33 protein-coding genes are annotated in these 19,920 nt (G+C 45.5%); all 33 read right to left on the bottom strand.

The window, feature by feature from the left end; genetic code table 11:
- Positions 1 to 11 precede the first annotated feature (11 nt).
- Positions 12 to 1,691 carry a protein-disulfide reductase DsbD gene (gene dsbD / locus ICN36_RS02350; protein ID WP_216226789.1) on the bottom strand — a complete coding sequence of 560 codons (1,680 nt, stop codon included), beginning with the start codon at positions 1,689 to 1,691 and terminating at the stop codon, positions 12 to 14.
- On the bottom strand, positions 1,688 to 2,038 hold the full coding sequence (cutA, locus tag ICN36_RS02345; protein WP_216226788.1) for a divalent-cation tolerance protein CutA: 351 nt from the start codon (positions 2,036 to 2,038) through the stop codon (positions 1,688 to 1,690). Before cutA ends, dsbD begins: the two co-directional genes overlap by 4 nt.
- A 69-nt stretch (positions 2,039 to 2,107) precedes the next feature.
- Entirely contained in the window at positions 2,108 to 2,503 is a 396-nt protein-coding gene (rplQ, locus tag ICN36_RS02340; RefSeq protein WP_068320139.1) for a 50S ribosomal protein L17, read from the bottom strand.
- A 16-nt stretch (positions 2,504 to 2,519) separates the two neighbouring features.
- Positions 2,520 to 3,500 carry a DNA-directed RNA polymerase subunit alpha gene (rpoA, locus tag ICN36_RS02335; protein ID WP_216152339.1) on the bottom strand — a complete coding sequence of 327 codons (981 nt, stop codon included), beginning with the start codon at positions 3,498 to 3,500 and terminating at the stop codon, positions 2,520 to 2,522.
- 23 nt (positions 3,501 to 3,523) lie between these two features.
- Positions 3,524 to 4,147 carry a 30S ribosomal protein S4 gene (rpsD, locus tag ICN36_RS02330; protein ID WP_215358836.1) on the bottom strand — a complete coding sequence of 208 codons (624 nt, stop codon included), beginning with the start codon at positions 4,145 to 4,147 and terminating at the stop codon, positions 3,524 to 3,526.
- 116 nt (positions 4,148 to 4,263) lie between these two features.
- Positions 4,264 to 4,671, bottom strand: coding sequence for a 30S ribosomal protein S11 (gene rpsK, locus ICN36_RS02325; RefSeq protein ID WP_011901923.1), 408 nt, complete (start codon positions 4,669 to 4,671; stop codon positions 4,264 to 4,266).
- A gap of 18 nt (positions 4,672 to 4,689) precedes the next feature.
- Positions 4,690 to 5,055: a 30S ribosomal protein S13 gene (rpsM, locus tag ICN36_RS02320; RefSeq protein ID WP_015420253.1), complete on the bottom strand. Its 366-nt coding sequence runs from the start codon at positions 5,053 to 5,055 to the stop codon at positions 4,690 to 4,692.
- Positions 5,056 to 5,079: 24 nt separating this feature from the next.
- Complete coding sequence (gene rpmJ / locus ICN36_RS02315) at positions 5,080 to 5,196, bottom strand: 50S ribosomal protein L36 (protein WP_012357167.1); 117 nt, start codon at positions 5,194 to 5,196, stop codon at positions 5,080 to 5,082.
- Positions 5,197 to 5,231: 35 nt separating this feature from the next.
- Positions 5,232 to 5,450, bottom strand: coding sequence for a translation initiation factor IF-1 (gene infA / locus ICN36_RS02310; protein WP_068320132.1), 219 nt, complete (start codon positions 5,448 to 5,450; stop codon positions 5,232 to 5,234).
- A 4-nt stretch (positions 5,451 to 5,454) separates the two neighbouring features.
- A complete protein-coding gene (secY, locus tag ICN36_RS02305; RefSeq protein WP_216226787.1) occupies positions 5,455 to 6,792 on the bottom strand; it encodes a preprotein translocase subunit SecY in 1,338 nt (445 codons plus the stop codon).
- 17 nt (positions 6,793 to 6,809) lie between these two features.
- The gene (gene rplO / locus ICN36_RS02300; RefSeq protein ID WP_216226786.1) at positions 6,810 to 7,250 is read right to left on the bottom strand and encodes a 50S ribosomal protein L15; all 441 of its coding nucleotides are present in this window, start codon (positions 7,248 to 7,250) and stop codon (positions 6,810 to 6,812) included.
- Positions 7,251 to 7,277: 27 nt separating this feature from the next.
- Complete coding sequence (gene rpmD, locus ICN36_RS02295) at positions 7,278 to 7,466, bottom strand: 50S ribosomal protein L30 (RefSeq protein WP_215358833.1); 189 nt, start codon at positions 7,464 to 7,466, stop codon at positions 7,278 to 7,280.
- A gap of 24 nt (positions 7,467 to 7,490) precedes the next feature.
- Complete coding sequence (gene rpsE, locus ICN36_RS02290; protein ID WP_011901917.1) at positions 7,491 to 8,009, bottom strand: 30S ribosomal protein S5; 519 nt, start codon at positions 8,007 to 8,009, stop codon at positions 7,491 to 7,493.
- A gap of 19 nt (positions 8,010 to 8,028) precedes the next feature.
- Entirely contained in the window at positions 8,029 to 8,382 is a 354-nt protein-coding gene (gene rplR / locus ICN36_RS02285; protein ID WP_046329386.1) for a 50S ribosomal protein L18, read from the bottom strand.
- Positions 8,383 to 8,395: 13 nt separating this feature from the next.
- The gene (gene rplF, locus ICN36_RS02280; RefSeq protein WP_216226785.1) at positions 8,396 to 8,929 is read right to left on the bottom strand and encodes a 50S ribosomal protein L6; all 534 of its coding nucleotides are present in this window, start codon (positions 8,927 to 8,929) and stop codon (positions 8,396 to 8,398) included.
- Between the two features lie 10 nt (positions 8,930 to 8,939).
- Positions 8,940 to 9,335 carry a 30S ribosomal protein S8 gene (rpsH, locus tag ICN36_RS02275; protein ID WP_011901914.1) on the bottom strand — a complete coding sequence of 132 codons (396 nt, stop codon included), beginning with the start codon at positions 9,333 to 9,335 and terminating at the stop codon, positions 8,940 to 8,942.
- Positions 9,336 to 9,359: 24 nt separating this feature from the next.
- Entirely contained in the window at positions 9,360 to 9,665 is a 306-nt protein-coding gene (rpsN, locus tag ICN36_RS02270) for a 30S ribosomal protein S14 (RefSeq protein WP_011901913.1), read from the bottom strand.
- A 9-nt stretch (positions 9,666 to 9,674) separates the two neighbouring features.
- Positions 9,675 to 10,217 carry a 50S ribosomal protein L5 gene (rplE, locus tag ICN36_RS02265; RefSeq protein ID WP_046329383.1) on the bottom strand — a complete coding sequence of 181 codons (543 nt, stop codon included), beginning with the start codon at positions 10,215 to 10,217 and terminating at the stop codon, positions 9,675 to 9,677.
- A 16-nt stretch (positions 10,218 to 10,233) separates the two neighbouring features.
- A complete protein-coding gene (rplX, locus tag ICN36_RS02260) occupies positions 10,234 to 10,542 on the bottom strand; it encodes a 50S ribosomal protein L24 (protein WP_011901911.1) in 309 nt (102 codons plus the stop codon).
- A gap of 9 nt (positions 10,543 to 10,551) precedes the next feature.
- A complete protein-coding gene (gene rplN, locus ICN36_RS02255) occupies positions 10,552 to 10,920 on the bottom strand; it encodes a 50S ribosomal protein L14 (RefSeq protein WP_015420241.1) in 369 nt (122 codons plus the stop codon).
- Positions 10,921 to 11,103: 183 nt separating this feature from the next.
- Positions 11,104 to 11,373, bottom strand: a complete 270-nt coding sequence (rpsQ, locus tag ICN36_RS02250; protein WP_011901909.1) for a 30S ribosomal protein S17 — start codon at positions 11,371 to 11,373, stop codon at positions 11,104 to 11,106.
- A 12-nt stretch (positions 11,374 to 11,385) separates the two neighbouring features.
- The gene (gene rpmC / locus ICN36_RS02245; RefSeq protein WP_215362451.1) at positions 11,386 to 11,580 is read right to left on the bottom strand and encodes a 50S ribosomal protein L29; all 195 of its coding nucleotides are present in this window, start codon (positions 11,578 to 11,580) and stop codon (positions 11,386 to 11,388) included.
- 14 nt (positions 11,581 to 11,594) lie between these two features.
- Entirely contained in the window at positions 11,595 to 12,008 is a 414-nt protein-coding gene (gene rplP / locus ICN36_RS02240; RefSeq protein ID WP_011901907.1) for a 50S ribosomal protein L16, read from the bottom strand.
- 2 nt (positions 12,009 to 12,010) lie between these two features.
- Positions 12,011 to 12,838: a 30S ribosomal protein S3 gene (gene rpsC, locus ICN36_RS02235; RefSeq protein ID WP_216226784.1), complete on the bottom strand. Its 828-nt coding sequence runs from the start codon at positions 12,836 to 12,838 to the stop codon at positions 12,011 to 12,013.
- Between the two features lie 8 nt (positions 12,839 to 12,846).
- Complete coding sequence (rplV, locus tag ICN36_RS02230; protein ID WP_215392687.1) at positions 12,847 to 13,179, bottom strand: 50S ribosomal protein L22; 333 nt, start codon at positions 13,177 to 13,179, stop codon at positions 12,847 to 12,849.
- Positions 13,180 to 13,186: 7 nt separating this feature from the next.
- Positions 13,187 to 13,465, bottom strand: coding sequence for a 30S ribosomal protein S19 (gene rpsS, locus ICN36_RS02225; RefSeq protein WP_011901904.1), 279 nt, complete (start codon positions 13,463 to 13,465; stop codon positions 13,187 to 13,189).
- A gap of 19 nt (positions 13,466 to 13,484) precedes the next feature.
- The gene (rplB, locus tag ICN36_RS02220) at positions 13,485 to 14,315 is read right to left on the bottom strand and encodes a 50S ribosomal protein L2 (protein ID WP_216226783.1); all 831 of its coding nucleotides are present in this window, start codon (positions 14,313 to 14,315) and stop codon (positions 13,485 to 13,487) included.
- 2 nt (positions 14,316 to 14,317) lie between these two features.
- Positions 14,318 to 14,632 (bottom strand): 50S ribosomal protein L23, encoded by a 315-nt coding sequence (rplW, locus tag ICN36_RS02215; RefSeq protein WP_072582065.1) that lies wholly within the window; start codon positions 14,630 to 14,632, stop codon positions 14,318 to 14,320.
- The gene (gene rplD, locus ICN36_RS02210) at positions 14,629 to 15,249 is read right to left on the bottom strand and encodes a 50S ribosomal protein L4 (protein ID WP_011901901.1); all 621 of its coding nucleotides are present in this window, start codon (positions 15,247 to 15,249) and stop codon (positions 14,629 to 14,631) included. Before rplD ends, rplW begins: the two co-directional genes overlap by 4 nt.
- Before the next feature lie 11 nt (positions 15,250 to 15,260).
- The gene (rplC, locus tag ICN36_RS02205) at positions 15,261 to 15,917 is read right to left on the bottom strand and encodes a 50S ribosomal protein L3 (protein WP_011901900.1); all 657 of its coding nucleotides are present in this window, start codon (positions 15,915 to 15,917) and stop codon (positions 15,261 to 15,263) included.
- Positions 15,918 to 16,113: 196 nt separating this feature from the next.
- A complete protein-coding gene (rpsJ, locus tag ICN36_RS02200; RefSeq protein ID WP_011901899.1) occupies positions 16,114 to 16,425 on the bottom strand; it encodes a 30S ribosomal protein S10 in 312 nt (103 codons plus the stop codon).
- A 133-nt stretch (positions 16,426 to 16,558) separates the two neighbouring features.
- Positions 16,559 to 17,749 carry an elongation factor Tu gene (gene tuf / locus ICN36_RS02195; protein WP_216152347.1) on the bottom strand — a complete coding sequence of 397 codons (1,191 nt, stop codon included), beginning with the start codon at positions 17,747 to 17,749 and terminating at the stop codon, positions 16,559 to 16,561.
- A gap of 50 nt (positions 17,750 to 17,799) precedes the next feature.
- On the bottom strand, positions 17,800 to 19,902 hold the full coding sequence (gene fusA / locus ICN36_RS02190; RefSeq protein ID WP_216226782.1) for an elongation factor G: 2,103 nt from the start codon (positions 19,900 to 19,902) through the stop codon (positions 17,800 to 17,802).
- Positions 19,903 to 19,920 lie beyond the last annotated feature (18 nt).

The raw sequence follows: 19,920 nt of genomic DNA, 5'->3' as shown, positions 1-19,920 counted from the left end.
AAAGCTGATTTTTATTGATTGCCGGTAGCTTGTTTTAGGCGTTCAATAAATCGTTGTGGCGGCATATAACCAATCACGCGTTGATCCTTGAGCTCTTCTGAGTTTTGATTAAAGATCAAAATTCCGGGGGGGCCAAACAATCCAAATTTCTTAAGTAATGCCTGATTCTCAGGGCTATTCGCAGTAACATCCGCCTGCAATAAAACCAGTTGCTTAAGTTGATTGGTGACTTCAGGGTTTGCAAAGGTATTGACTTCCATTTCTTTGCAACTAATACACCAGTCGGCATAAAAATCGAGGAGGACTACTTTCTCTTCTTCCTTGGCTTTACTTAATTGCACATCAAGCTCTGCAGGTAAATGAATCACTATAAAAGATAGTTCGCCGACTTTATGAATAGTCTGTCCATTTATCGTTTTTACAGATCCAACAGGCTCATTTTTTTGAATTAAAGGTGAGGCAATCCAAGCAGCAGTAGCAACGAGCAATACGCCCAAAGTACGCTGCAACCACACCATCCAAATACCAGTAGATGGAATCAAGATTCGAGCTTCGATAGCAATAAAGAGTAGTGGCAGACCCATTCCTAGCGCCATCACAAAGAGCAGTCCAGCACCAAGGCTCATGGATCCAGTTTGTGCAATAAAAGCAAGAACACCTGCTAAAGGCGCCGTAATACAGGGGCTAGCCACCAGGGTTGAAATACCCCCCAAAGCAAAAGCACCAAACACGCTACCGCCCTTTTGACGTCCTGCCAGCCTATCCACATGGTGATGCCATGATTGTGGCAAGCGCAGGTCATAGAGCCCAAACAAACTACCGGATAGAGCCAAGAGTAATAAGGCGAAGGTGGCAAGCGCAATAGGGCTTTGCAAGGCCCTCTGTACGCTCCCGCCTAAGGCCGCCATCAGCACACCAGCCAAGGCATACACCAAGGCCATACCCAAGACATAGGCCAGCGCTAGGATGCTAGCACGGCCCTTAGATATCGCCCTACCGCCCTGGGTTCCGAAGATGACGCTCGAAAGAATTGGCAACATAGGAAGCACACAAGGTGTAAATGCCAAAGCTAAACCCAAGACAAAGAAGGCTAGAAATAAATAAGCTGTAGAAGTGCTTTCTAGAAAGCGTCCAATCGCATTGACATCATCGCGCTCACGCCATAAATCCGCCAAACTAAATTGAGCATTTTCTTGCGTATTCACCGTAGGAGCGGCATCCAAAATATCCGGAATTGGAGCTGCCTTTACACCAGGCCCAGCGAGTAAAAACTTCAGGGTCATGGGTGGATAGCAAATACCCGCCTCTGCACAACCTTGAAGAGTGATCTCCAAGTGGACGGGCTGACCAACTACAGGCTTAATATCTAGAAATACTAGGAATGGCTCTTTATATACTTGCAACTTTTTCTGAAAAGTTTCATCGAACTTTTCAAAGCCGATAGGTAATGAAGGCCTTATATTACTTAACTTCCCGGGCTGGTTCCCTACTTGGAACTTTAAAGATTCTTGATAGATGTAATAGCCTTTAGCAGGCAGAAATTCCAGCTCCACTTGATTGGAGTTTTCTAACCAAGTAGCCTCTACTCGAAATGCTTTTTCTGGGGGCAAGAAATCTTGCGCCGCATAAACCTGCGCAGAGATGAGCAGCAAGAGCGCAAAAATTCTAACCAAAAAAGAATGTAATTTCATAACTTGCAATTTACCTCAGACTCAACCCACTTGCCGTATTGTTCTTCATATTGCTCCGGAGAAAATGCCAATATCTCGGGAAGATCGTATGGATGTGTATTTTTAATAAATGCAGAGATCTCAAGCCATTTTGATTTTGTCGTCTTTGCAGAGAGCAATACTTCACGCTCTTCGCAAACTTTCCCTTCCCAGCGATAAATAGATTGAACGCCATCCGTAATCTGCACACAGGCAGCCAAATTCCCCGCTATCAAGCCTCGAGCTAAGGCTTTTGCAGCCCCCGCATCTGGCAGGCTAGTTAACACCACTAGAAGCTTACTGGGAATCACTGGGAAGTTTTCAGACATTCTCTATTTATAACCTGATAAATGAAAAAAGCCAGACCGAAGCCTGGCTTTTTGCTTTAACAGCGAGACTTAAGCCTCTTCAGCTACTACTGCTGTTTCATCAACTTCTGGACGATCTACTAACTCAACCAAAGCCATTGGTGCATTGTCGCCATGACGGAAGCCAAACTTCAAAATACGAAGGTAGCCACCTGGACGTGTTGCGTAACGTGGACCGAGTTCTGTAAAGAGCTTGGCTACGATATCGCGATCACGCGTGCGATTAAATGCTAAGCGACGGTTTGCTAAGTTGTCTTTTTTACCCAAGGTAATCAAAGGCTCAACAACCATGCGCAATTCTTTTGCTTTTGGCAAAGTCGTTTTAATGACTTCGTGCTCCAAAAGTGAATTGGACATATTGCGCAGCATCGCTAGGCGATGTGATGATGTTCTGTTTAGTTTGCGTAAGCCGTTTCCGTGACGCATGATGCTTCCTTTCTAATTATTTCTCGAGGTTAGCTGGAGGCCAGCTTTCGAGTTTCATGCCAAGACTTAAGCCACGAGCCGCTAAAACATCTTTAATTTCATTCAAAGATTTGCGACCTAGATTAGGCGTCTTCAACAATTCATTCTCAGTACGTTGAATCAAGTCACCAATGTAGTAAATGTTCTCAGCCTTCAAGCAGTTTGCAGAGCGAACTGTGAGCTCGAGATCATCAACCGGACGCATCAACATAGGATCAACCATTGATGAACGGCTTGGTGCTAAATCACCAGAAACTTCGCTGCTTTCGAGGGCTGCGAATACAACTAATTGGTCAACCAAAATAGTAGCTGCTTGACGAATAGCTTCTTCAGGAGACAACACACCGTTTGTTTCAATGGTCATTACCAAACGATCGAGATCGGTACGCTGCTCAACACGAGCAGATTCAACAGCATAGCTAACACGGCTTACTGGGCTGAATGAGGCATCCAACACAATGCGACCAATGATCTTAGTAGCTTCATCGCTGTACTGACGTACGTTACCTGGCACATAACCGCGGCCTTTTTCGACCTTGATCTGCATGTCCAACTTGCCACCAGCTGATAAGTGAGCGATCACATGATCAGGGTTCATGATTTCTACATCATGTGGCAAGTCGATATCTTTTGCAGTAACAACGCCTGGGCCTTCTTTACGCAAATTGATAGTAACTTCGTCACGTGACTGCAACTTAAATACGATACCTTTGAGGTTCAACAAGAGGTTTACTACGTCCTCTTGAACTCCATCTAATGTGGAGTACTCATGAACAACACCAGCAATTGCTACTTCAGTTGGCGCATAACCAACCATCGAGGACAAGAGTACGCGACGTAATGCATTTCCGAGTGTGTGGCCATAGCCACGCTCGAACGGCTCCATAACAACCTTAGCTTGGTTGGCGGTAAGCGCTTCAACAGAAATAATCTTTGGCTTGAGCAAATTTGTTTGCATATTTTTTCCTTGAGAGTGCCTAATTAGCGTGAATACAATTCAACGATCAAACTTTCATTAATTTCACCGCTAATATCTTCGCGGTCAGGCACTTGCTTAAATGTTCCCTCGAGCTTAGCTGCATCAACTGAAACCCAAGTAACGGGAGTCATTTGTCCAACCAAATTCAATGATTCTGTAATACGCGCTTGCTTCTTCGCTTTTTCACGAATAGCAACTACATCACCAGGCTTAACCTGAATAGATGGAATATTTACAGGGCTACCATTGAGCAAAATTGCGCAGTGGGAAACCAGCTGACGTGCTTCAGCACGAGTAGAACCAAAGCCCATACGATAAACAACGTTATCAAGACGTGACTCTAACAACTGAAGCAACATCGAACCGGTATTACCCTTACGACGCTCAGCTTCAGCGAAATAACGACGGAACTGACGCTCTAAAATTCCATACATACGCTTAACCTTTTGCTTTTCACGCAATTGATTACCGTAATCAGATGTTCTTGAGCCAGATGTACGACCATGTTGACCAGGCTTAGTATCTAACTTGCACTTGTCTGACAGGGCGCGACGTGCGCTCTTTAAAAATAAGTCGGTACCTTCCCGACGTGCTAATTTGGCCTTAGGCCCTAAGTAACGTGCCACGATGCTTTCCTTTCTTTGCCGCAGTCTTACGACCGACGGTGAGTTCGCCTTTTAAATCAGGCGAACAGTGGGCTTTAATAAAAAACTACTAAAACTTGTACAGCCAACTTCCTAGCTTAGATACGACGACGCTTAGGAGGACGGCAACCATTGTGTGGAACTGGAGTTACGTCTTGAATCTCAGTGATCTTGATACCCAATGAGTTCAATGCACGAACTGCTGATTCACGACCTGGGCCTGGGCCTTTGATCTGAACTTCCAAGTTCTTGATACCGCATTCAACGGCAGCTTTACCAGCAACTTCTGCAGCTACCTGAGCAGCAAAAGGTGTTGATTTACGTGAGCCTTTGAAACCCTGGCCGCCAGAAGTTGCCCATGAAAGCGCATTTCCCTGACGATCAGTGATCGTAATAATGGTGTTATTAAAAGAAGCATGAACGTGTGCAATGCCGTCAGCAACGTTCTTTTTAACCTTTTTACGAGCGCGCTGTGAAGCGGCGGAAGCGGATTGTTGTTTTGCCATGTCAATAAACTTTCTTGATTATTTCTTGAGTTGCACACCAGACTTGCGTGGGCCCTTGCGGGTACGCGCATTAGTCTTAGTACGTTGACCACGTACAGGCAAGCCCTTACGATGACGAACACCGCGGTAGCAACCTAAGTCCATCAAACGCTTGATGCTCATAGTTACTTCACGACGAAGGTCACCTTCGGTAATGAATTTACCTACTTCATCGCGCAACTTTTCCAAGTCACCGTCAGTAAGGTCTTTAACTTTTTTGTCGATTGCAACACCTGTAGTTTCACAAATTTTGCGTGCACGAGTTGTGCCAATGCCAAAAATTGCTGTTAAACCGATAACAGTATGTTGATGATTTGGGATGTTTACCCCAGCGATACGTGCCATGAGATTTCCTCTTAATTAACCAGATCAGCCTTGACGCTGCTTATGACGTGCGTCTGAAGAACAGATCACGCGAACAACGCGTTTGCGCTTAATGATCTTGCAATTTCTGCAAATACACTTAACGGATGCTAAAACTTTCATAACTCACCTCTAAAAAAATATGTACAACTTAATCTTTACTTCGCGCGGAAAATGATTCTGGCACGCGTAAGATCGTATGGAGTCATCTCCACCGTCACCTTATCTCCCGGCAAAATACGAATGTAGTGCATCCGCATCTTTCCGGAAATGTGCCCTAGAACCACATGTCCGTTTTCTAGCTTCACGCGAAACATCGCGTTCGGCAAATTCTCTACAACCTCTCCCGCCATCTGAATTACATCGTCTTTAGACATTCAGTTAAGCGCCCATCTTGAAGTTAGCCTTCTTCATCAAAGAGCCGTACTGCTGTTGCATCACATATGACTGAACTTGAGCCATGAAATCCATTGCAACAACAACAATAATCAACAATGAAGTACCACCGAAATAAAACGGCACGTTGTACTTCAAGACCAAGAATTCTGGCAATAAGCAAACTAGAACCATATAAATAGAGCCAGCTAGAGTCAAACGCACTAAGATCTTGTCGATATAACGCCCTGTCTGATCACCTGGACGAATACCCGGAACAAATGCGCCACTCTTCTTCAAGTTCTCGGCAGTTTCACGGCTATTAAATACCAATGCGGTATAAAAGAAACAGAAGAAAATAATCGCTGCTGCATACAAAATTGTATACACAGGCTGACCTGGAGCCAAAGTAGCGGCCAAATCTTTAATAATTCTGCTAAACATATTGGTCGGCTCGCCTGATGTAAACCAGCCGGCAATAGTCGCAGGGAACAAAATAATAGATGAAGCAAAAATTGGAGGAATAACGCCTGCCATATTTAACTTCAATGGGAAGTAAGAGGACTGGCCACCATAAATCTTGTTGCCTACTTGACGCTTAGCGTAGTTAACCAAGATACGGCGCTGACCGCGCTCTACAAACACTACAAAATAAGTCACTGCCACGCAAATAACAACGATGAGCAATGCAGAAATAATATTCATTGAGCCGGTGCGAACCAACTCTAACAAGCTTGCTAGCGCATTTGGTAGGCCTGAAACAATACCGCCGAAAATAATAATGGAGATACCGTTTCCAAGGCCACGCTCAGTAATTTGCTCACCAAGCCACATCAAGAACATTGTGCCGGTTACCAAAGTAACTACAGTATTGAGCTCAAATATCAAGCCTGGGTTAATTACTAAACCTGGCTGGGCTTGCAACGCAACGGAAATGCCTAATGCCTGAAATGTTGCCAAAAATACTGTGCCGTAGCGAGTGTATTGGGTAATCTTGCGTTGACCTGCTTGGCCTTCTTTTTTCAACGACTCTAAAGATGGAACAACAATCGTCATCAACTGCATGATGATCGACGCAGAGATGTACGGCATGATACCCAAAGCAAATACAGTGAAACGAGATAAGGCGCCGCCTGAGAACAAGTTAAACATTCCCAAGATGCCGTCTTTTTGGCCAGAGAATAACTGCGCCAATTGGTCTGGATCAATGCCAGGGACTGGAATATGAGCACCCAAACGGAACACGAGCAAAGCCAGCACCAGGAAAATCAAGCGTTGGCGTAATTCGCCAAACTTGCCGCCTGTTGCTGCACTGTTTGCGTTATTGGTAGGTGCTAATGCCATATCTACTAAAAGACCTATTACACCAATTCAACCAATTTGCCGCCAGCAGCTTCAATAGCTGCTTTTGCACCGGCAGTCGCTGTGATGCCCTTGAGGGTTACGGCAATCTTGAGTTCGCCAGTCTTGATAACCTTAACCGCATTGATTTGCTCACCAGCTAAGCCGTGAGCTCTCAATACCAATAAGTCTACTTCTGGCAAGTTGATTTTTGCTAAGTCATTCAATGTAACCTGACCAACGTGACGACGTGTCAAAGACACGAAACCGCGTTTTGGCAAACGACGATACATAGGCATCTGACCGCCTTCAAATCCGACTTTATGGAAACCGCCAGAACGGGATTTTTGACCTTTGTGACCACGGCCAGCAGTTTTACCAAGACCAGAACCAATGCCGCGACCAACGCGACGACGGTTTTTCTTAGAGCCTTCTGCAGGTTTAATTGTATTGAGTTGCATATTCTTCGCCTATTTACTTGCTAGTTATTAGCCAACGACTTTAACTAGATAAGAAACTTTATTAATCATGCCGCGAACAGCTGGAGTGTCTTCCAATTCAGAAACTGAATTGATACGACGAAGGCCTAAGCCTCGTACAGTTGCACGGTGGCTTTCGCGTGTACCGATCAAGCTGCGTACTAATTGCAGTTTGACTTTGGAGTTAGATGTTGTCATTTATAGATTCCTAATCTTTTGGTCTTAGCCGAGAATCTCTTCAACTGATTTACCGCGCTTAGCAGCAATCTCAGCGGGAGTACTCATCTTGCTCAAACCATCAATGGTTGCACGAACCAAGTTGTATGGGTTTGTAGAGCCAAGTGACTTAGCAACCACGTTAGTTACACCCATTACGTCGAAAATCGCACGCATTGGTCCGCCAGCAATAATTCCAGTACCGTCTTTAGCTGGTGAAATCAAAACGCGTGACGCGCCATGCTGACCAGTAACGGTGTGCTGCAAAGTACCTTTACGCAAAGTTACTTTGATCATTTTGCGACGAGCTTCGTCCATTGCTTTTTGAACGGCAACTGGAACTTCTTTTGATTTGCCCTTGCCCATACCGATGCGGCCATCGCCATCGCCAACTACAGTGAGTGCAGCGAAGCCGAGAATACGACCGCCTTTAACCACTTTAGTTACACGATTAACAGCGATCATCTTCTCGCGAAGACCATCATCACGCTCTTCGTTTTGCATCTTAGTTTGCATTTTTGCCATGTTTTTTTCCTAAACCCTATTAGAACTTCAGGCCGGCTTCACGCGCAGCTTCAGCTAAGGCCTTAATACGGCCGTGGTAACGATGACCGGAACGATCAAACGCAACATCAACAATGCCTGCTTTAACAGCACGCTCAGCAACTAACTTGCCGATTTGTTTTGCCGCTTCAGCGTTGCCGCCGTTTTTGATCGCTTGGCGCAAATCTTTTTCCATTGTTGAAGCAGCTGCTACAACTTTGGTTCCGCATGGGCTGTAAACCTGAGCAGAAATATGAGTATTGCTACGGATAACTGTTAAGCGATTTGCCAAAGCTTCGGCAATGCGAATACGAGTCTGCCTAGCGCGTCTTTGTCTGGATTCGTCTTTATTCATTTTCTAATCTCGCTTACTTCTTCTTAGTTTCTTTCAGATGCACAACCTCATCCACGTAGCGAACGCCCTTGCCTTTGTATGGCTCTGGTGAACGGTATGCGCGAACTTCAGCTGCGACCTGGCCAACTTGCTGCTTGTTGGAACCTTTGATAATGATTTCAGTTTGAGTAGGGGTCTCAGCCTTTACACCCTTTGGCAGGTTGTAAATAATGTCATGTGAGAAACCTAACTGCAATTTCAATGTTTCACCTTGAGCAGCAGCACGGTAACCAACGCCTACCAAGCTGAGCTTGCGCTCAAAGCCAGCAGTTACGCCAACAACCATGTTGTTAACCAAAGCACGGGCTGTACCTGACTGTGCACCAGCTTCTGGTGAGTTGTTATTTAAAACAACTGTCAATACGCCATCTTCTTGTTTCAAACCAACAGAAGGATGCAAGTTATGTGTCAAAGTGCCCAATGGACCCTTAACAGTAATGTTTGCACCGTTGATGCTGATTTCAGCGCCTTTAGGAACTGTAATTGGTGATTTACCTACGCGGGACATATTTCGCTCCTTAAGCTACGTAGCAAATAACTTCGCCGCCCACGCCTGTTGCACGTGCTTTGCGGTCTGTCATTACGCCTTGAGGGGTTGAAATAATTGCAATGCCCAAGCCATTCATTACCTCTGGAATGTCATGACGGCCTTTATAGATACGTAGACTTGGTGTTGATACACGGTCAATACGCTCAATAACAGGACGGCCTGCATAGTATTTGAGATCAATGTGTAGCACTGGCTTAGCTGCCTCACCTTTGATTTCAAAACTTTCGATATAGCCTTCATCTTGCAAAACTTTTGCGATGGCTACTTTTACTTTTGACGACGGCATCAAGACTACGGGTTTCTGCACTGCTTGCGCATTGCGGATCCTTGTCAACATGTCGGCGATTGGATCGCTGATACTCATGAGTTCTCCTAATTCTTTCGCCGCTTACCAGCTGGCCTTGGTTAAACCGGGGATTTCGCCACGGAAGGCGATTTCACGAATCTTGCTACGAGCCAAACCGAACTTACGGAATGTGCCACGTGGGCGACCGGTTAATGAACAACGATTTCTTTGACGAATCGGGCTTGCGTTACGTGGAAGTGCCTGTAGTTTCAAGCGAGCTTCATAGCGCTCTTCATCGCTGCGTGATTGATCAGCAATGATTGCTTTGAGTTCAGCACGCTTTACAGCGTACTTCTCTACAGTTTTTGCGCGCTTATTCTCGCGCTCAATTAGGGATAGTTTTGCCACGTTAACCTCTTAATTGCGGAAAGGGAATTTGAACGCTGCCAACAAAGCTTTTGCTTCTTCGTCGGTTTTAGCGGTCGTCGTAATACTGATATTGAGACCACGGAGGGCATCAATCTTGTCGTATTCGATTTCAGGGAAAATGATCTGCTCTTTAACGCCGATGTTGTAGTTACCGCGGCCGTCAAATGCTTTGCCGGAGATTCCACGGAAGTCACGAACGCGTGGCAATGCAACAGTAACGAAACGATCCAAGAATTCGTACATGCGTGCGCCACGCAATGTCACCATGGCACCGATTGGGTAACCTTGACGAATTTTGAAACCTGCAATCGCTTTTTTAGCTTTAGTTACAACAGGCTTTTGGCCAGCAACTTTAGTTAAATCACCAACTGCATTTTCGATAATCTTCTTGTCGTTCACTGCATCGCCCAAGCCCATGTTTAGGGTTACCTTAGTGATACGTGGAACTTCCATTACAGACTTGTAGCCAAACTTGGCGATCAAATCTGCAACGACTTTAGCTTGATAGTGCTCTTGAAAACGTGTGCTCATAATTTCTCCGTGCCCCTTATGCGCTTAAAGTTGCGCCGGTGGTTTTGAGGAAACGTTGCTTTTTACCATCCACGAGTTTGATACCAACACGTGATGGTTTGCCGTTACCGTCAACCACAGCCACATTAGAAATGTGAACAGGCATCGTCTTGTCAATCATGCCGCCAGTAACACCGGCTGCTGGATTTGGCTTGACGCTCTTTTTATAAATGTTTACGCCTTCGATCACTAATTTGTTCTCGAGAACGGCTGTAACAGTTCCTTGCTTGCCCTTATCGCGGCCAGTCAACAGAACTACTGAATCACCTTTACGAATCTTTTTCATATCAGCCTCTTAAATAACTTCGGGGGCGAGAGAAACGATCTTCATGAACTTTTCAGTACGCAACTCGCGCGTTACTGGTCCAAAGATACGTGTGCCAATTGGCTCTAACTTAGCGTTGAGCAAAACCGCAGCGTTGCCATCGAACTTAATCAATGAACCATCTGGACGGCGAACACCCTTAGCAGTTCTCACTACTACGGCGTTATAAATGTCACCTTTTTTTACACGGCCACGTGGAGCAGCGGACTTTACAGTCACTTTAATGACATCACCGATACTGGCGTAACGACGCTTAGAGCCGCCCAATACCTTGATGCACAAAACTTCACTGGCGCCTGTGTTATCGGCAACCTGTAATCTACTTTCGGTTTGTATCATTTCTAATCCCCAACTTATTGGCCAAAGGCAAACAGTCTTGGTTCCGTCTATGGGCTTTAACGAAAGTTAAAACCCGGAATTAATGAAAAACACTGCTTCTCCAATAAAACCAGAGAAGCCTTCTATTCTACTACATTAAATAGGGATTTGGGAAGAAACTTCACCAAAATCCCCAATATTTCTTTAAATACCCTTTGAAGCCTCAACCAAACGGGTCACAACCCAAGATTTAGTGCGTGAAATTGGCTTAGATTCAGCAATTTCAACGGTATCACCCATCTTGTATGTGCCAGCTTCGTCATGAGCATGGTACTTTTTGGATTGGCCAACATACTTACCAATCACTGGATGCTTAACTTGACGCTCAACCAACACCGTCACAGTTTTCTGCATTTTGTCGCTAACAACACGGCCCACTAGGGTGCGGCGTAAGGGTTTAGATAATTCTGTCATATCCCTTTTTCCTTATTTCTGTGCAGTCTTTTGGGCAATAAAAGTCTTCACACGAGCGATGTCGCGCTTATTTTTACCCAATTGGCTGGTATTTGTGAGTTGCTGAGTGCCTTTTTGCATGCGGAGCTTGAAACCGGTCTTAAGCAACTCGGTTAACTCTGCATTTAAAGCTGTCAGATCTTTTGATGCTAATTCTGTATTTTTCATAATCTCTATCCCGATCAACCTAAGTGGCGAATCACGAAAGTGGTCTGTAAAGGCAACTTAGCTGCAGCAAGCTTGAAAGCTTCGCGCGCCAATTGCTCATCAACACCGTCCATCTCGTAGAGCACTTTGCCTGGTTGAATTTCAGCTACGTAGTACTCTGGATTACCTTTACCGTTACCCATACGTACTTCAGCAGGTTTTTGTGAAATTGGCTTATCTGGGAAAATGCGAATCCAAATACGGCCACCACGTTTAATGTGACGAGTCATTGCACGACGTGCTGACTCGATTTGACGAGCAGTCAAACGACCACGGCCAACGGCCTTCAATCCAAAGTCACCAAAGGCAACTGAACTACCGCGTGTTGCCACGCCAGTGTTACGGCCTTTTTGTTCCTTACGATACTTGCGACGCTTTGGTTGTAGCATGCTTACTCTCCTGACTTCTGCGTATCTGCGGCAGGTGTTTCAACCTTACGCACACGCTTTACTGCTGGCTTAGCAGCAACTAATGGCTTGTCTGTGGCAGCAGCTGGTTTACGAGCAGCTGTCTTGCTTGGAGCACGACGAGTTTTCTTTTCTTCGGCAGCTGGTTCAGCGGCTTGTGCAGCAACTTGAGCTTCTGCACCACGACCCAATGTGTCACCTTTGTATACCCAAACTTTTACACCGATGATGCCGTATGTTGTCTCAGCTTCTGATGTTGCGTAATCGATATCAGCCTTCAATGTATGAAGTGGAACACGACCTTCACGATACCATTCGCGACGAGCAATCTCAGCACCATTCAAACGACCTGATGACATGATCTTGATGCCTTGTGCGCCAAGGCGCATTGCATTTTGCATTGCACGCTTCATTGCGCGACGGAACATAATGCGCTTTTCGAGTTGCTGAGTAATTGAATCGGCGATCAATTGCGCGTCAACTTCTGGCTTACGAATTTCTTCAATGTTTACGTGAACTGGAACACCCATACGTTTTTGCAATTCACGGCGGAGTACTTCAATATCTTCGCCTTTTTTACCAATTACAACGCCTGGACGTGAGCTATATATAGTGATACGGGCATTCTTTGCAGGACGCTCAATCACAACTTTACTTACAGATGCATTCTTTAATTTCTTCTTGAGATAGATGCGGACATCTACGTCCTCTTTCAACATCTTTGCGAAGTCAGTATTGTTTGCATACCACTTTGATGTCCAATTCTTCGTTACCGCGAGTCGGAATCCGGTTGGGTTTATCTTTTGTCCCATATCTTTCCTTAGTTACTCAAGGTCACGGTAATGTGACATGTTTGTTTTTCAATTTGATTGCCACGACCCTTTGCGCGTGCTGTGAAGCGCTTCAAGGAAGTACCTTTATCAACAATAATTGTTGATACCTTGAGCTCATCAATATCAGCACCTTTATTGTGTTCAGCGTTGGCCACTGCAGACTCAACCACTTTTTTCACAATGAAGGCAGCTTTCTTGGGGCTGAAGTTCAAAATGTTTAATGCGCGAGCAATTGGCAAACCACGAATTTGGTCAGCGACCAAACGTGTCTTTTGCGCAGAAATGCGGGCACCCTTGTGAATAGCTTTAACTTCCATCATCATCCCCTTACTTCTTCGTTACTTTCTTGTCGGCAGCGTGACCTTTGAAAGTACGGGTCAAGGCAAACTCGCCTAACTTATGACCCACCATGTTTTCTGATACATATACCGGAACGTGTTGACGACCGTTATGCACAGCAATCGTCAGACCAATAAAGTCTGGGAGGATTGTTGAACGGCGTGACCAAGTTTTGATCGGCTTTTTGTCTTTGTTGGCTTGTGCAACTTCAACTTTTTTTACTAAGCTGGCGTCGCAAAATGGGCCTTTTTTAGCTGAACGTGTCATATCTATTTATCCTTATCGCTTAACGTTTTTGACGACGTTGAACGATCATCGAAGTTGTACGCTTATTGCGACGTGTACGATAACCTTTGGTTGGAGTGCCCCATGGGGATACAGGTACACGGCCTTCGCCAGTTCTACCTTCACCACCACCGTGTGGGTGATCTACTGGGTTCATTGCCACACCGCGAACGGTTGGGCGAATACCACGCCAGCGATTTGCACCAGCTTTACCGATAACACGCAAGCTATGCTCTTCGTTGCCAACTTCGCCAATAGTGGCGCGGCAGTCAATCAGAACACGACGAACTTCACCAGAGCGCAAACGCACTTGAGCGTAGACGCCTTCACGAGCCAACAATACTGCTGAACCACCGGCGGAACGTGCAACTTGCGCACCTTTACCTGGCATGATTTCAACGCAGTGAATGGTGCTACCAACTGGAATATTGCGAATTGGCAAGTTGTTACCAGACTTGATTGGGGCTTCTGAGCCACTCATCAATACCTGACCAACAGTCATGCCTTTAGCAGCAGGAATGTAGCGACGCTCACCATCAGCAAACACGATCAATGCAATATTTGCACTGCGGTTTGGATCGTATTCCAAGCGTTCAACTTTTGCTGGAATACCATCTTTGTCATTGCGTTTGAAGTCAACAACGCGATAGTGATGCTTATGACCACCACCTTTATGACGGGTAGTGATGTGACCATTATTGTTACGACCCGCTTTTTGGAATTGCGGCTCTACCAACGCTGCAAAAGGTTTACCTTTATGCAGGTCAGGATTTACCACCTTGACCATTGAACGACGACCTGGTGAGGTCGGTTTTGTCTTCATCAAAGGCATGATTAATTCGCCTCCGCTTCAAAGTTAATTTCTTGACCTGGCTTCAAGCTAACGTAGGCCTTCTTAGTGTGGTCACGACGACCTTCAAAACGGCCATAGCGCTTAGGCTTACCCTTTTGATTCACGATTTGAACTGAGTCAACTTGCACTTTAAATAGCAATTCAACTGCTTGTTTCACATCGAGCTTATTAGCGTCGCGAGCTACTTGGAAAACTACTTGTTCGTTTTTCTCTGCAACCATAGTGGCTTTTTCAGAGATAACCGGTCCAAGCAGAACCCTCATTAGGTTGTGATCGTTTTTACGGACTTGGCTCATTTCAGCAACTCCTCAATTTTTGCGATCGCAGCTTTGCTTACCAATACTTTTTTGTATTGAACCAAAGCTAATGGATCAGCGTGCTGTGGCTCACAAACAGCAACTTTATGCAAGTTACGTGATGCCAAGTACAAATTCTCACTAACCTGATCAACAATAATCAAGACTGAATCCAAGCCCATTGCTTTAACTTTGTCAGCTAAAACTTTAGTCTTTGGAGCGTCAAGAGAAAATTGATCAACTACATTCAAACGACCTTCGCGAGCTAACTGAGACAAAATAGATCTCATACCAGCGCGGTACATTTTCTTGTTTACTTTTTGGCTGAAATTCTCTTCTGGAGAATTCGGGAATATACGACCACCTCCACGCCATAGCGGGGAAGAGCTCATACCAGCACGTGCACGACCAGTACCTTTTTGACGCCAAGGCTTCTTGGTTGTGTGCTTAACTTGCTCACGGTCTTTTTGTGCACGGTTACCGCTACGTGCATTTGCTTGGTAAGCAACTACAACTTGGTGTACCAAGGCTTCGTTATATTCACGTTCGAATACTTCTGGTGAAGCTTGTACGCCCGCACCTAAAGTACCGTTGTCTTGGAGAAGCTTAAGTTCCATATTCGCTCTCCTTATTTCTTCTTCAACGGTGTCTTCACCGCTGGAGTAACAATAACTTTACCGCCTGGGGCACCTGGAATAGCGCCTTTAACCATGATGAGATTACGTTCTGCATCAATGCGTGCGATGACTAAATTTTGAACTGTACGTGTAACGTCACCCAAGTGACCGGTCATACGCTTACCAGGGAAAACGCGACCTGGATCTTGCGCCATACCGATAGAGCCTGGTACGTTATGTGAACGTGAGTTACCGTGGGATGCACGACCAGAAGCGAAGTGATAACGCTTGATGGTACCTGCGTAGCCCTTACCGATAGACACACCTTGTACGTCCACTTTTTGACCAGCAGTAAATGCAGTGTCAGCAGGAATTACTTGTCCTGGCGTCATTTCTGCGATTTTTGCTGCGTCTAATTGGAATTCGTTGAGCCCGTTACCAGCCATCACACCAGCTTTGGCGAAGTGACCAGCCATTGCTTTAGTAACGCGAGTAGCTCTACGTGTGCCATGTGCTAACTGGATAGCATCATAGCCATCAGTTGCCTGGGTCTTGATTTGAGCGATTCTGTTGTCGCTCACGTCAATTACGGTTACAGGGATAGAATCCCCTTCGTCCGTAAATAGACGGGTCATGCCGACCTTGCGGCCGATTAAGCCTAAGCTCATATTCATGCTCCACGCCGACTTCGATTGGTCGGCAAAATTAATTTAAGTGATTTACAAGTAAAAGTACTTCTAAATCAATAACTTACAACGTTTTAATGCTGATAAAACTAAGATTTTCGCTCAAATAATTGAGCGAAGCCTTAGATTCTATCCCGAAAACCCAGTCTTGACAAGCAAAAAGACCGGAAAATACAAATTACTGCAACTTAATTTCGACATCCACACCTGCTGGGAGGTCTAATTTCATCAAAGCATCTACAGTTTTCTCTGTAGGATCAACGATATCCATCAAACGGAGATGGGTACGGATCTCTAACTGATCACGAGATGTCTTGTTCACGTGTGGTGAACGCAAGATATCAAAGCGCTCGATACGGGTTGGCAAAGGTACTGGACCCTTAACAACTGCACCAGTGCGCTTAGCTGTATCAACGATTTCAGCTGCGGACTGGTCGATCAAACGGTAATCAAATGCTTTAAGGCGAATACGAATTTTTTGGTTTTGCATATTAATTCCAAAGAGCGTTGTGGTGCTGCCACGTTATACATCTAAAGAGCTCGGTGACATCAGCAGCACTGATGTCACCGGTTAGCAAACCGCTAAATATTATTTACTTCTACTACCTGAATCTATTTATTACTTAAGCCAAAATCTTTGCAACCACACCGGCGCCAACAGTACGGCCACCTTCACGGATCGCAAAACGTAAACCTTCTTCCATCGCGATTGGAGCGATGAGCTTTACGGTAATCGAAACGTTATCACCAGGCATCACCATTTCTTTGTCTTTTGGCAACTCGATTGAACCAGTTACGTCCGTTGTACGGAAGTAAAACTGTGGACGATAGTTGTTAAAAAATGGAGTATGACGACCACCTTCGTCTTTACCCAAGATGTAAACCTCGGCTGTAAAGTGAGTATGTGGGGTGATTGAACCTGGCTTAGCCAATACTTGGCCGCGCTCAACTTCTTCACGTTTTGTACCGCGTAACAAGATACCAACGTTATCGCCTGCTTGACCTTGGTCGAGCAATTTGCGGAACATTTCAACACCAGTACAAGTTGTCTTGAGTGTTGGCTTGATACCGATGATTTCGATCTCTTCACCCACTTTAACGATACCGCGCTCGATACGGCCTGTAACTACAGTACCGCGACCAGAGATAGAGAACACGTCTTCTACTGGCATCAAGAAGGCGCCATCAACAGCACGTTCTGGAGTAGGAATGAAGGTATCTAATGCTTCAGCCAATTTCATGATGGCTTCTTTACCCAATGGGCCTTCGTCGCCTTCAAGGGCTAACTTAGCAGAACCACGAACGATTGGTGTGTCATCGCCAGGGAATTTGTATTTAGATAAAAGCTCACGAACTTCCATTTCTACGAGCTCTAACAACTCTTCGTCATCAACCATGTCGCACTTGTTCAGGAACACGATGATGTAAGGAACACCAACTTGGCGTGCCAAGAGGATGTGTTCACGAGTTTGTGGCATTGGGCCGTCAGCAGCAGAGCAAACTAAAATTGCGCCGTCCATCTGAGCAGCACCAGTAATCATGTTCTTAACGTAGTCAGCATGTCCTGGGCAATCAACGTGTGCGTAGTGACGGTTTGCTGTCTCGTACTCAACGTGTGCTGTATTAATCGTAATACCGCGTGCTTTTTCTTCTGGAGCAGCATCGATCTGATCGTATGCTTTAGCTTCGCCACCGAATGCTTTAGAAAGCACGGTTGCAATTGCTGCTGTCAATGTGGTTTTACCGTGGTCAACGTGACCGATGGTGCCTACGTTTACGTGCGGTTTTGTCCGCTCGAATTTTTCTTTTGCCATTTTTGTCTGCCTTCTTTAGCTAGTCAATATTCAAAATTAATGTGGATAAATTACTTCGCTTTAGCAGCCATGACTGCTTCAGCAACGTTCTTCGGTGCTTCGGAATAATGCTTAAATTCCATGGTGTAGGTAGCGCGACCTTGGGTCAACGAGCGCAAGCCAGTTGAGTAACCAAACATCTCTGCCAACGGCACTTCAGCGCGAACAATCTTACCGCCGCCTGGAATGTCATCCATACCTTGCAAAATACCGCGACGGGATGAGAGATCACCCATTACGTTACCCATGAAATCTTCTGGTGTTTCGACTTCAACAGCCATCATCGGCTCAAGCAACACTGGGGATGCTTTACGCATACCGTCTTTGAATGCCATAGAACCCGCCATCTTAAATGCGTTTTCATTGGAGTCAACGTCATGGTATGAACCGAAGAACAATGTTGCTTTGATATCTACAACTGGATAGCCAGCCAAAATACCGGAATTCAATGTTTCGCGAATTCCTTTTTCTACTGCAGGGATGTATTCGCGTGGAACCACGCCGCCCTTAATAGCGTCAATGAATTCAAAACCTTTGCCTGGCTCTTGTGGCTCAAGCTTCAATACCACGTGACCATATTGACCACGACCACCAGACTGCTTAACAAACTTACCTTCGATTTCTTCGCAAACCTTGCGAATCGTTTCGCGATAGGCAACTTGTGGCTTACCAACAGTTGCCTCAACACCAAACTCACGACGCATACGGTCAACCAAAATTTCCAAGTGGAGCTCGCCCATTCCGGAAATAATAGTTTGGCCAGATTCTTCATCTGTCTTAACGCGGAATGATGGATCTTCTTGTGCCAAACGATTCAAAGCAAGACCCATTTTTTCTTGGTCTGGTTTTGTCTTAGGCTCAACAGCTTGAGAGATCACCGGCTCTGGGAATACCATGCGCTCCAAAATCACGATGCTATCTGGATCACACAATGTTTCGCCTGTAGTTGCGTCTTTCAGACCAACTGCAGCAGCGATATCGCCTGCGTACACTTCTTTAATTTCTTCACGTTGATTTGCATGCATCTGCAACAAACGTCCAACACGCTCTTTCTTGCCCTTAATTGGGTTGTAGATTGTGTCACCTGATTTCATTACACCTGAGTAAACACGGAAGAAGATGAGCTGGCCAACAAATGGGTCAGTCATGATCTTAAATGCCAACGCAGAGAATTTCTCAGCATCATCAGCTTTACGTGTCGTAGGCGTGCCATCTTCCAATTCACATGGAACTGGTGGAACATCTAATGGGGATGGCAGTAGCTCAACCACTGCATCCAACATCGCTTGAACGCCTTTGTTTTTGAAAGCAGTTCCGCACATCATTGGAATGATTTCATTAGCAATCGTACGTTGACGCAATGCTTTTTTGATTTCTTCTTCGGTCAACTCTTCGCCACCGAGGTACTTCTCCATCAACTCTTCTGAACTTTCAGCGGCGGCTTCAACCATCTTTTCGCGCCACTCATCTGCAGATGCCTTTAATTCAGCAGGAATCTCTTCGTAGGTAAATTTAGTACCTTGTGAAGCCTCATCCCAATAGATGGCCTTCATTTTTACTAAGTCCACAACGCCTTTGAAATTCTCTTCAGCGCCGATAGGAATCTGGATCAAGATAGGGTTTGCTTTGAGACGTAACTTCATCTGGTCATAGACCTTAAAGAAGTTCGCGCCAGTACGGTCCATCTTGTTTACGAATGCTAAACGTGGAACCTGATACTTGTTAGCTTGACGCCAAACAGTTTCAGATTGTGGCTGAACACCGCCTACCGCACAGTAAACCATGCATGCACCATCCAATACACGCATTGAACGCTCAACTTCAATAGTGAAGTCTACGTGTCCTGGGGTATCAATAATATTGATGCGGTGCTCTGGGAAATTGCCAGCCATGCCCTTCCAGAACGTTGTAGTAGCAGCAGAAGTAATCGTGATACCACGCTCTTGCTCTTGCTCCATCCAGTCCATGGTTGCAGCGCCATCATGTACTTCACCGATCTTGTGGTTAACACCGGTGTAGAACAAAACACGTTCTGTAGTTGTTGTCTTACCTGCGTCAATGTGCGCAGAAATACCGATATTGCGGTATTTGTCGATAGGAGTTTTACGTGCCACTGTTGGTACCTTTTCTTT

Source organism: Polynucleobacter sp. UK-Gri1-W3 (assembly GCF_018881595.1).
Lineage (GTDB): Bacteria > Pseudomonadota > Gammaproteobacteria > Burkholderiales > Burkholderiaceae > Polynucleobacter.
This window is presented reverse-complemented; position numbering and strand designations above follow the sequence as displayed.